Origin of the sequence: Paenibacillus urinalis, assembly GCF_028747985.1 — a bacterium.
In the GTDB taxonomy this organism is placed as follows: Bacteria; Bacillota; Bacilli; order Paenibacillales; family Paenibacillaceae; genus Paenibacillus; species Paenibacillus urinalis.
Window position 1 is genome coordinate 838,373 of the sequence record NZ_CP118108.1, and the last position, 12,336, is coordinate 850,708.

Annotated in this window: 9 protein-coding genes; all 9 read left to right on the plus strand. The window is 40.2% G+C overall.

From position 1 onward, the window contains the following. The first annotated feature begins 126 nt into the window (after positions 1-126). Entirely contained in the window at positions 127-447 is a 321-nt protein-coding gene (locus PUW25_RS03785) for a hypothetical protein (protein ID WP_274338119.1), read from the plus strand. Between the two features lie 270 nt (positions 448-717). Continuing rightward, positions 718-1,671: a helix-turn-helix transcriptional regulator gene (locus PUW25_RS03790; RefSeq protein WP_047912878.1), complete on the plus strand. Its 954-nt coding sequence runs from the start codon at positions 718-720 to the stop codon at positions 1,669-1,671. A gap of 145 nt (positions 1,672-1,816) precedes the next feature. Beyond that, the gene (locus tag PUW25_RS03795; RefSeq protein ID WP_274520940.1) at positions 1,817-2,398 is read left to right on the plus strand and encodes a nuclease-related domain-containing protein; all 582 of its coding nucleotides are present in this window, start codon (positions 1,817-1,819) and stop codon (positions 2,396-2,398) included. Between the two features lie 63 nt (positions 2,399-2,461). Next, complete coding sequence (locus tag PUW25_RS03800) at positions 2,462-3,493, plus strand: restriction endonuclease (protein ID WP_047912880.1); 1,032 nt, start codon at positions 2,462-2,464, stop codon at positions 3,491-3,493. Positions 3,494-3,536: 43 nt separating this feature from the next. Then, complete coding sequence (locus PUW25_RS03805) at positions 3,537-5,498, plus strand: DUF4145 domain-containing protein (protein ID WP_047912881.1); 1,962 nt, start codon at positions 3,537-3,539, stop codon at positions 5,496-5,498. 81 nt (positions 5,499-5,579) lie between these two features. Then, the gene (locus tag PUW25_RS03810) at positions 5,580-7,430 is read left to right on the plus strand and encodes a hypothetical protein (RefSeq protein ID WP_047912882.1); all 1,851 of its coding nucleotides are present in this window, start codon (positions 5,580-5,582) and stop codon (positions 7,428-7,430) included. A gap of 16 nt (positions 7,431-7,446) precedes the next feature. Then, entirely contained in the window at positions 7,447-8,223 is a 777-nt protein-coding gene (locus PUW25_RS03815) for an OmpA family protein (protein WP_052512128.1), read from the plus strand. Continuing rightward, entirely contained in the window at positions 8,213-9,487 is a 1,275-nt protein-coding gene (locus PUW25_RS03820) for an EH signature domain-containing protein (RefSeq protein WP_047912883.1), read from the plus strand. The genes PUW25_RS03815 and PUW25_RS03820 overlap by 11 nt, the downstream gene beginning before the upstream one ends. After that, a complete protein-coding gene (locus PUW25_RS03825; RefSeq protein ID WP_274338120.1) occupies positions 9,484-12,237 on the plus strand; it encodes a DEAD/DEAH box helicase in 2,754 nt (917 codons plus the stop codon). Before PUW25_RS03820 ends, PUW25_RS03825 begins: the two co-directional genes overlap by 4 nt. Positions 12,238-12,336: the final 99 nt, after the last annotated feature.

A 12,336-nucleotide genomic window follows, 5' to 3' on the forward strand; every position in this document is an offset into this window, starting at 1 on the left:
TAGAATGAAGCGGAGCCTCAAGCTCTGTTTTTTTATTTTTATAAAAAGAACACTTGTTTGCTGACAGAACTATGCCACATGGTCATGCCATAATGGGCAGAAATTAATGGATTGAAGAGGAGAGAGATGATTATGCAAGAGGTACCATTTATTTCAGCCAATATAACGATTATCGTGTGTTTACTGATTAATATCTTATTATTTTTCAAGGAAGGGAGAGGACGAAGTGAGAGGTGGAATCAGATTATCGTAAATCCATTAAATATGGCTTTTTCTTTATTATTAGTCGGGTATACGGGTCTGAATTCCCTGTTTTTGATCCTGGATTTCAGCTTGGAGTACTATAAGCTGTTCATAGATATTCTTATGGCAGTCATTGTCCTTAGCTATCTGATCATGATGTTGAACGAAAGAAAAAGACATAACCAGGAACGAAATGGACGCTGACAAGAGATCAAGCCGACCATCCGGAGAAGAAAGTCGACAAGTTCAACCTCCTAGAGGGTAATCTTTTTCATAATAACGAAGGGATGAATGGAAGAAACTTAGGATATACACCAAAAATTCATCCTTTTTTTTCATTTAATTGCAAAAATATATGACATATTTCCATATTGTTCTATATAATAGTGAGTGTGGTTCTGAAGTATGAACTATAAATGAATCTTTTGGATTATGTGGTTTGAATAAATCTATAATGGCTGGGAGTATGGTTCTATGTCTGACAAGTTTTTTCGCTGGTTTAAGATTATACATGCGATTCAGGCCAGGCCGGGTATTACGGCACCAGAGCTGGCTGAGAAATGCGAGTCGAACGAACGGACCATATACCGGGATTTGCGGGCACTAGATACACTGGTCCCTATTACGAATATCGGGTATGGGAAGGGATATGCTTTTACGGGCAATTTCGCAATGTTTCCATTTAATTGGACCGATGAAGAGGAGCTTGTATTCAGGATGCTTCCTTCGTTCGTAGATCAGACCAACCTGCCGCCGGGATTCGACAGTGCTTACGACAAAGTGATGTCCTCCCATTATCGGAAGAAACGAAAAGATGCAGAGCTGCTCCAGAATGTCACGGATATCATCCAGATGGGGTCACCTGCGTATAGAGAGAATTCTCCGAATTATTTGCTGCAGGTCATTCAGGCGATTCTGGAGGAAAAAAGGATCAAGGTGCAATACCACACTCAGAGCCGAAACGAGCTGACAGAACGTGAGATTGCTCCGTATTATCTGGTCCCACGGGAACAGCGCTTTTATCTCATTGGATATTGTCATCAGGCGGAGGAGATCCGTACATTTCGGTTAAGCCGTTTTCGCTCCATGCAGATGACAGAGACACACTTCGACCGCAGGGATTTCAATCTAAAAAGTTATATGAAGAATACATGGTCCATCGAGCGCGGAGAGCAGCAGATTCATTTCAAAGTGAAGTTCTCGGCCGATGTAGCTAGATACATAAAGGAAGAAGAGTTATTTGTCAGTCCGAAGATGAAAGACATGAAGGATGGAAGTCTCTTATTTGAGGTGACGCTAAATCACGATCGAGAGTTCCTAAACTGGCTGAGCCAGTATGGTCCAGATGCCGAGATCCTGGAGCCGGTGAGCTACCGGGAAGTGATGAGGGAGCGGCTGGAGAAGTGGAATCGGTTGTACACGAGCTGAGGAGGAGAAGAAGATTCTCAAACAGATATTAGGCTGGTTTAAGAGCGAGAAGAAGCAAGAAGTTAAGAAGACAGTAAACAAGGAAGTTAAGAAGGAAAATAAGAGTACATCAGTAAAAACAAAGCCGAAAGTAGCTCCCACACGTATAGGTGAGCTTGGTGAGCACAAGATCAATATTCAGCTGGATCAGCTTCCAAAGGAATGTAGTTATATCAGCGACTTAATGCTCGTGAATCCCAAGTCACGCTCAGGATACTCTCAGATCGATCATGTTGTCGTGTCTCCGTATGCTATATTCGTGATTGAAACGAAGAATTATAACGGAGAGATCAAAGGAAAGAAGGAAGACAGGGAATGGGGCGTCAGCAATCGATACAAGCTTTACAACCCACTAAGACAGAACTATGGGCATATTAAAGCGATACAAGCACATATTCCAGACTTTAAGGTTCCCTATGTTTCGATGATTTCATTTACGATGCGTTGCAGATTTAATGTCGATCCGGAGCTGAGGAAGATCCAGTCCAATGAACTGATTATATATGACGTAGAGCTTTCGGAGTTTATCCAGAGGAAGATTAATAGATTGAAAATGGAAGGAAAGAACCCATTGCTTTCTGAGACTGAGATTATAGAAATAGTAGGGAAACTGAGAGATCTGAACATTACAGATCCATTTCTGCGAGAGCAGCATGTAAAAGGAGCAAAGACTGCTTCCCCTTCATAAATATTTCTTGATACAAGAATCCTTACTAACAAATTCAAATCAATTATTTAGGGGGATATTAGATTGGCGTTGTGGCTATTTCGTGCCGGACGTTCTGGTGAGTACGAGTCCAAGTTTCTTAGTGATCAAAGAATCTATTTAACTTGGGATGAATTAAATATTGATCTAAGAGGTTTTGGAGAAAGATCTGATCTAATCGAATATCTAATGAATGATTATGAAGCAGAGAAGCTAGCCAGAGCTAGGAACTGGGCAAGTCAAATAATGCCGATTGTAAGCGAGATGAAAAAAGGGGACTGGGTTATTTTACCTAGCAAACTCAAATCTGCAATCCATATCGGTGAGATTATGGGAGACTATGAGTTCCACCCGGATCATAGCAACCCTTATTATCACAGCCGAAAAGTGAATTGGTTTGCCACAGATATCCCAAGAACTAATTTTGACCAAGATCTGCTATATTCACTCGGAGCCTTTATGACAGTCTGCCGGATATCAAGAAACGATGCAGAAGAAAGAATTAAAGCGATGCATAAGAATAACTGGATGACCAGCGGTTCAAAAGTTCAAATCAATATTCCTAGCCAAGATCCGCAAGAAGCTACCGAGAATATGTTTGATCTCGAAGAATATGCGAATGATGCCATTGCTAAATATATTATTCGTAAATTTAAGGGACACGGTATGGCTAGAATTATTGATGCCGTTCTTAGGGCAAAAGGCTTCACCACCTATATAAGTCCAGAAGGGCCGGACAAAGGTGTAGATATTTTAGCTGCTCCAGGAAATCTAGGCTTTGGTACTCCAAAAATTTGTGTGCAAGTGAAGACATCTGATACTCCAGTAGACAGACCAACCTTAGATCAATTGATTGGAACCATGCATAACCACAAAGCAAGTCATGGATTACTAGTATCTTGGGGCGGCTTCAAAAGCTCTGTTGATAAAGAAATTGCAGCACAGTTTTTTAATGTGAGATTGTGGGATCAGAAGGCGATTATCAATGAGCTACTAGAAACATACGACTCATTGGATGCAGATATAAAGGCAGAAATTCCTTTAAAAAGAGCGTGGCTCCTAGCTGGTGAGGAATAGGGACTTATTATACAGGGAAGTGAATGGAGGAAGTTAAGGTAACATGTCGATTTTTAAATTCTTGGGTGAAGTGAATGAAGGCTTGTCTACTTTAGCTATTCAAGCTGAAGCAGATATATGGACGAATCCACGCACAACCTTGACTCAAGGAAGGTTATTTAGCGAAGAACTCGCAACTATCGTTTCAAAAATGGAGAAAGTGGAGCCTGTGTATTCAATAAAACCAAGTGAACGAGTTCATCTTCTATCACGAAGAAATGTCATTTCGGATGAACTGAAGGACAGCTTTGACTGGCTGCGTAAGAACGGTAATATGGCTGCACATGATTTAAAACCCATTCAGATAGATTTGGCTTTGTCAGCACACAGACATATTTTCACTTTAGCATTATGGTATGCGGAAGCTTATGGTCCGTTGGAAATTGAACTTCCGGATTACCTGATGCCGAGGCCTATCAAAGATGAAGATATACCCAAAAAAGATCATTCGGTAGATATGGGGGAGCAAATCGAACAATTGCTTAGCGCTCAATTTGAATCTAAAATTCTCCCAACAATGAATAAGCAGTTTCAACAATTGCATGAATCCATTGCCCAAATAGCAGAGATGAATAATCGCAATAAGTTTGAACAAACAGAAAGGGCTGAAAATCCTGCTGCTGATATTCAGCAGACTACTTCAATTGAGGTCTTAGAAACTGGCAATCAAGAAAAATCGGATATGGAAATTGGAGAGTACCTATCTTCCAAAGGACATAACATTTTAGACAAAAGGGCGAGTGGAGGAGCGCTATGGATTGTTGGCGGCTGGGAGCTCAAAGAAGAATTGTTTGGACTTAAAGTGCTCGGAGCATTTTTTAAATTTGCGAAGAATGGGAGCCAGTCTACAAAGCGTTCCCCTGCCTGGTTTTTATTGAACAAAAAGCCAGTTAGCATTCCTATAAATAACGAAGATATGAATGTTTCTAAGGAAGAGATAGCTGCTTCTATCGAGGAAACTATCATGCCAGAAGTGCGTATTTCTGAAGATGAGACTAGAAAAGTAGACACTGTAGAGTCTACTGAGACTATGGAACAAGACAACACAACAATCAAAACCCAGAATGATGTAATCGATAGAATCGAAATCAGGAAATCGTTTTTGAATAAAGAACTTGTTTTCCCTGCTTCTATGGCGGGAATGTCAATGTCCGAATTAAATCTTAAGGGTAACCAGGCCATTTTGGAGTATTTATTTAATGAGCTGAAGGTTACTATGCTCCAAGAACTTCCTGAGAACCTTTCGCTTCTGCAAGATAATATTCCAGGAGTTGGACCCAAATCGATTGAACGCTTCGTTAAGCAGTTAGAAGAAGCGATAGCAGTTGAGAAGAAGTTAATTGGTTCCGGTAAACGTAAAGAGAATGCCGTGATAGCTTATCGAGAATTGAAAAAGAAACTAGGTAGACGACCTAATTATATTGAGCTTCATGAGCAAGGATCTATAGTCAGTCAGGAGTACCGGTCACTTTTTGATTCATATATCAACTTCTTATTCTTAGCAAATGAACTAGACAAAGAAGAAGCCAGTGTGGCTAAACGATATTTAAAGTGGTTTCAAGAGGTGGATAATACGATTTTACGCAAAAGCTATAAAATGACGCTGCTGCTTGTGATGCTTGAACGTGGATCGGAGAATTGGATGGAGCCTATCACCGCGGACGAAGCGGTGCCGTTCTTCTATGATTTCTATATGGGTGACGAGACAAGAAAGTCTGTCGATTTCTCCGATTCAGAGACGCAAAAACTGTGGGATGCCCCACTTGATCGTACCGCTCAATTAATTAGCAGAATGCCAATGACCCACTGGTCAAAGTCATCTAATAAGCAAGTGATCTACTCGAATGATCAGTTCAGGGTAGGATTTCAGATTAAAGAAGCAGATCGAGAGTTGGTATATAAGTGGACGAAAGAAATTTGCGAGTACAGACTGCTTCATTACTTCGAACGTAAATCGGACTCTTAGACCGCAAAATAGCTTCAAATCCGTTATAGCAGGACCCGATAGGGTTCTTTTTCAAATAATTATAAATTCGGGGGATTAACAGTGAGTGTATCTTCAATTTTCGTAATTATCGTCTGCGTTGGAGCAATTTTGATTCTTGGAATCTATCAACTTATCCGTAGGTTTAAGCAGAACAAAGAGGTTCTACACGAATCTGAAATGATTCAGCAAAAATTGATTGAAATACAAAAAGTAGATGATATAACGGAACGTTTTAACCAGATGAATGACTGGATCCTAAATCAGGAAAGTAAATATGTGAAGAATTATGTTGTACCTGCTTGGAAATCATTCCATCAAAAGTATATGAGCCAAGGAGTAAGCTTAAAACTCGTTCCTGACGTTTACGATTTCTTCGTAGAGGAAGAACTAGTCCATAAATATGGAAATCGAAAGTTCGTTGAACTCATTCCTGGCATGTTCCTATCGATTGGTATTCTTGGGACATTTGCGAGTCTTGCCGTTGGAGTCGGATCGCTAGATCTCAATGCGAATTCTGAAAACATGAGAGCAGGGGTAAGTTCCCTTTTGAGTGGTATGCAATCAAAGTTTGCTTCGTCAATTTTCGGGATATTCGCTTCGATCACATGGCAATCCCTAGATAAGAAACTTTTCCTTCCAAGACTACAACATGCGTACTTCAGAATAAGGGATTCGTTTGATGAAGCGTTCCCAACTCAGGATCAAAATACATTTCTAGTACAAATGCTAGAAAACCAAAAGAATCAAATGAATGACTTCCAAGTATTTATGTCAGAGCAGATGATTCCGCAAATGATAAATGGTTTTAACCAAAGTCTGAACCAATCGTTGCTGCCTCCTATGGAAAAAACGCAAGAACTGATGAATGAGTTAATCACAAGTGCTTCTGTAAATCAGATGGATGGCGTAAAACAGCTCACCTCAGAGGTCATGAATTCATTAAATGATCTTACTGGAGAACATATGAAGCAGTTAGGAGAAGCATTGGAGGCAACGGTAGAGTGGCAGAAGAAAGTCCATGAAGAAATGACGGGCTTGGTAGATTCTATGCAGGAGGCTGCCAAGAACCAATCGGAAATGGTCGATAAAACGACAGTCCTTACCCAAGAGATACATAACTATACGGATAATATAACAAATTATCAGAAAGTACTTGAGGGAACGGTTGCTCAACTAAATGATACAACATCTACGAATAGTGAGCTGCAATCTGCTACTAGTAGCTTATTAGGAAAAATAATTGAAGAAAGAAATGTGTTTAACGCACACTTTGACGAACATATATCAAAACTTCAAACCAATGTAGTATCTATTGTGGATCAGACAGAGAAGCAAGTAGTCGTACAAGAGTTATTGGGTCAAAACTTGGAACGAATATCAGAAATGACATTGAGCCAGGAACAGTTAGCAGTTTCCTTATCAGAACAAGCAAGTCATACCCAAAGTTCTAGTGAAGAGCTTGGTAAGCTCCTGATTCATTTTGAGAACAATGCCGTTCAATATAATGATCTGCAGGAAAAAATGGGAGATATGTTACAGCAAGCAGAGAAAGATCGTAGGGTCTTCGATCAACTCGTTGAACGTATCCAAACGAATTTAGCGGAGCAAGTGGAAGATATGGACGAGCGCGTAGAGTATTTAGGTTCGCTCTGGTCCGAAAATAAAGAGACTATGGACAAGTTAAGTAAGCAGCTGAGTACTTCAATGAGTCAATTTACAGATGACATGCATCGCGGAATTATGAGAACGTTCGAGAAGTTTGATGAAGAGCTTACTACGTCTGTGAATCTTCTAGCAAAAGGTGTGGATTCCATGAGAGACGGATTAGTTGATATGCCAGATGTAATTCAAGAGCTCAAGCAGTCTGTAATAGAAATAAATAATCAAGCCAAGCGTGCTACAACCGTTTAAGTGAGGGGGATATCAAGTGGCACGAGGAATACGGGGAGCAAAGGGTAGTAACGGTGTAGGAGAAGAAAAGGAAAGTTCCTGGATCTCCTACACAGACTTAATGTCGGCATTATTAATCATTTTTGCACTTGTGATTATGATTACAATGTATGACACGCAAAATGCCTATGAGCAGCAACAACAAGCCATGGATGAAGCTGCGGAAGCACTTAAGCAGAAGGAAGAAGTCATTGCCCAGAATAACCAGTTGATTGAAGAGGTAGTTGGAGTTAAGTCGAAAATTATCGAAGAATTGATGCTTGCTTTTCAGGATTCTAATTTAGATTTGCAAATTGATCAGCAGACAGGAGCTATTCGCTTCTCTGGAGGCGTATTTTTTAATAAAGACAGCAGTACTGTTTCTGTTAAAGGAACAGAATACCTTGAAATGTTTATACCCAAATACATTGAAATTTTATTATCTGACCAATTCCGGGATGAGATTGCTCAAATTATAGTAGAAGGACATACCGATAGTGACGGGGGATATCTATATAATTTGAAGCTTTCTCAAGATCGGGCTTTGTCCGTTGTAGAAGAAGTTTTTGCACCGACCTTTCCTAAGTTCCCATATCAAGAGGATCTCAAGGCTGTCATTACGGCGAATGGGCGTTCCTTCAGTGTGCCTATCCTAGATAAGAACGGGAAGATGGATCAAGATAAATCACGTCGTGTTGAGTTCAAATTCCGATTAAAAGACGAACAGTTACTTGAAAAACTACAAGGATTAATGGTGGAAGAAGATGGAGGATAAATCATATATTTTTCATTTTGCATTTACACCGAGCAAATTGTCTGCGGTAAGAAAAAAGGTGGAAGAGAAATATCGTGACGTGGATATGCTGACTGCTTCACAGATTAGCTATCTACGGCTTCCAAAAATTCTGGAACTGATTCGGAGTACATCTGAGGATCGTCTGGAACAAATGGCATCAGAGTTTTTTAGAGGGAGAGACTATTCGGTTCTGACCTATAGTTATCCGTATACCAATGAATCAAGTGATGTAGAGAAAAAGATTAATATGGTATTGGCCTACGGTTATACTCCTGGCAATGCAAATATGATTTGGGAGAAGTTCCAGAGAGATTACAAACATATTTATACCGAGGACTTACTAAGAAGGTTTCTACTTAAAGATGAGGGTATTTCATTTATATACTCGGATTATACAGATGCTGAACTAAAGGAATTGCTTATCCCGGCTTTTATGCATAAGGCAGGAATTGCTCAAGGGCTATTACAGGTTATGATTCATAAAGATCCTAAGATAGCTGAGTTTTTGAAGAAGATGAAGATCAAACCAGAGACACCTTTAGAAGATTTTTTGGTCTATGAGAGATTAAAAGAGGGTCTCAGTCGAGAGGATTTCTTAGAACAAAATACTATTGAATATATTACCCGCATGTTTGAAAAGTACCCAATTGAACAATATCAAGAACTCATGAAGATTTATCTGGAAGGTCGAACTTTTGAACAGTTTCATTTTCAGATCATGGATCAGGCGATTAAGCGACTTCATGATCCTAGAGAACGGGATGAAGATTGGCGGTTTTTATCGGAACAAGCACGTGAAGAGGTAAATAAATGGCTAGTGGAAGCTGAGCTTGAAGACTATTTCGATACTGAGAGATTTGAATATTGGAAACGTTATTTACGAGTAATGGATAATGTGAAAACTCTAAAAAGAACCAATGATCCGAAAGTGATTTTTCTATATTTTGAGAACTTCGTAGTTGTGGAATTTGGCGAAAATGGAAAGGCGGTTTATTTCTATTATAAGACAGGGTTTGAGCGTTTCATTCTACCACGAACTACTAGTTATGAATATATGAGAAAAGGTACATCAGATAGGGAGTCATTATTGAAAGAAAGATATGAGACTTTTAATGGAGAACCTTTATTTATAATTAAGCTTCATCATACTCCAAAGGGAATGTGGATGGATAGATTTACCAGATATATGCAAAACTATCTGAGTGGGAATTACAGCTACACAGAAAGGAATAAAGGACCATGAGTTTTTGGAGTAAACTTAAAAAGAGAACCAAAGAACCTGAATATAATGCAATTACGTGGCAATTGGGTAAAGTGCCGCAGGGACTTAGTATTCAACTTTTCCGTGATGGGGGGCAGACGATAGTCTCTCCCCCACTTCGTATGTCAGTAGCCGAAATAAGACAACAGCCGAATGTAGAGCTTCTGGAGCTCATTGAGTCCATGTGGTACGAAGAATTACTGCAGGAGTCAGACAATAGATATTTACTTCCTTATGAATTGCTTGTCGAGGCCCCTTCAGAAATCAGAGAAACACTTGGTGTACCGGAGCCTGTTCAGCTTGAGCTGTTTCTCGGTCACGAAGGATTCGTAGGCAGTCCCCGTTTTCAGTTTAAGCTTGAAAAACATCTGCCAGCTTGGAGGCATATAGAGAAATCATCTCGTCAGATTGGACCGTGGATACAGCTTCCCGATCGCTCATATATTCTAATGGCATTGGAACAATATCAACTTCATAGATTAATCTCCGAGGAAACACCTGATGTCATGGATAAGGAGCAGGTCTTTGCATACGTAGCCAAAGTCCAGTCTCAGGCTAGACAGCTTGGTATTCCTGTAGATGATTATTTACAGAAACAAAATTACAAATTTGCCGATGGGCTAGATCTTGATGTTAGCTACGATGGAAGCGAAATAGAGATTATTCCTAAATATCTATCCAGTGATGAAGTGCCTGATAAGCTGCTTGATGAGATGGCTGGAAATAACTCTACCTATTATAGCGATTCAGAAACAGGGAAGATTTTTGTCTCGACGGATGTAGTTCAGCAAGCTAAGGTAGTAAAAAATAGGGCACCTATCCGAGGACAGGATATCCCTCGTTTTGCCGAGAACCCGGAAGCCTTTCTACCAGAGCTCGGAGAGCTGGATTTATCCCTGTTTGGGGAGCGAGTTAGATCTCTAGGTATAAGAGTGTATAAGGCACAACCTTATGTTCATGCAGAAGAAAAAGGACGAGGATGGTTTGAACTGAATGCTGGTGTCTCATTAGTTGATTCCGAGGGAGAAACCAATAGCAATTTTTCTACAGAGCAGTTTAAGGATTTAATTAATAACGCTAGAGAAGCTGGTGCCGAATTCATTGAGCTGGATGGAAATTGGATTAAGGTCCCACATGATGTGGAAAAGTTTGAGGAAGCAGTGGGTCGTTTCCATCAGGCGCTGGGTGATAAACCTGAAGTGGATGTTACCAAACTTCCTTACGTACTAGAGATTTTTGAAAATATAACACAACTCGAATATAATCAGCCGATTTTGGCTGCACACCAGGAAATGATGGATCAAGGGATTTTAGATCCTGCTCCTCCTACTTACTTTAACGCGCAATTAAAACCATTCCAACAAGACGGATTTGTGTGGATGAAATCTCTCCACTATCGTAAATTGGGCGGACTCTTAGCTGACGATATGGGGCTTGGAAAAACGATTCAAGTTGTGTCATTCCTAAGTTATTTACATGAGCAAAATAAACTTACACCTACGCTCATCGTGGTGCCCAAGTCTCTTATAGATAACTGGGTCGCTGAAGTACATAAATTTGCTAGTCCACTGGCTAGTATGATTTATATACATACTGGAGTTCAACGCTTGAAGGATCCAGAGAGATTACAACAGCAACCGATTACTCTAACTACCTACCAGACACTGGTGAGAGACCAGCTTGTCTTCGGACAAGTAGCATGGCAGGCATTAGTTTGTGACGAAGCACAAGCCATTAAAAATCCAACGACAGCTGCAAGCAAAGTCATCAAAGCAATGAACGTAAAGTTTAGACTGGCCATGACAGGAACACCTGTAGAGAACGGATTGAGCGAACTTTGGTCTATTATGGATTATGTGCAACCCGGGCTGCTTGGGAGTCTGAGCGAGTTCAAGAAGGAATTCATGGATAAATTAGAAGCTGAGGAAAGAGACCGGGAGACGGAGCAAAGACTGCTGGCTCGAATTAATATGGTGTACAAACGTAGAACAAAGTCAGAAGAACTTAGTGGTCAATTGCCGTCCAAGAGCTTAATTGAACTACCCGTATCACTTGGTACGGAACAAAAACAGCTGTATTCATCTATTATTTCTCAAGTTCAGTCCAAATCATTATCTGGTTTGCAAGCCATTCAACAATTGAGAGAGCTTTGTTCTCATCCGGCTCTTCTGGTTCCAACTTTGAAGTCATTACCCGTAGGTGCTGTACCTAAGCTCGCACAAACGATGAAATTACTTAGAGAAATACAAAGTAAAGGTGAAAAAGCACTTATTTTTACCGAGCTTCGTCTTATGCAAGAGATTATCCGAGATGCAGTACGTGAAGAGTTTCAGATTGATCCTTTTATTATTAATGGGGTAACTAATCGTAGACAAGAAGTAGTAAATCAGTTTAATGAGAAAGCTGGATTTGATGTGATGATCTTGTCACCAAAGGCAGCGGGTACAGGGCTAACAATTACTGCGGCAAACCATGTCATTCACTATACACGGTGGTGGAATCCTGCGGTTGAGAATCAGGCAACAGATCGCGTGTATCGTATTGGTCAGAATAAGCCAGTCCAGGTTTACTATCCAATCGTAACAGCTGAGCAAAATTTTCTTTCTTCGGGGACAGTGGAAGAGATTGTTCATCGGATTCTATCGGAGAAGCAGGAGCTTGCTTCTTCGATTATTGTATCCTCTCGGAAGCTGGAGATAGAGAATGAAGTGCTGGAGAGTGCATTTCAATAGATATTTTCTGATACCAGGTAAAGTAGCTGGAACTTATAAATAGTATAAAAATGTCTAATATGGATGCTTGAATGAGTGAGATTTCTGTCGAATTATTAG

What these genes read in the sequence shown, in the direction of transcription:
- PUW25_RS03825 (WP_274338120.1), top strand. Translation starts at nt 9,484, where the DNA reads ATGAGTTTTTGGAGTAAACTTAAAAAGAGAACCAAAGAACCTGAATAT.
- PUW25_RS03805 (WP_047912881.1), top strand. Translation starts at nt 3,537, where the DNA reads ATGTCGATTTTTAAATTCTTGGGTGAAGTGAATGAAGGCTTGTCTACT.
- PUW25_RS03790 (WP_047912878.1), top strand. Translation starts at nt 718, where the DNA reads ATGTCTGACAAGTTTTTTCGCTGGTTTAAGATTATACATGCGATTCAG.
- PUW25_RS03785 (WP_274338119.1), top strand. Translation starts at nt 127, where the DNA reads ATGATTATGCAAGAGGTACCATTTATTTCAGCCAATATAACGATTATC.
- PUW25_RS03820 (WP_047912883.1), top strand. Translation starts at nt 8,213, where the DNA reads ATGGAGGATAAATCATATATTTTTCATTTTGCATTTACACCGAGCAAA.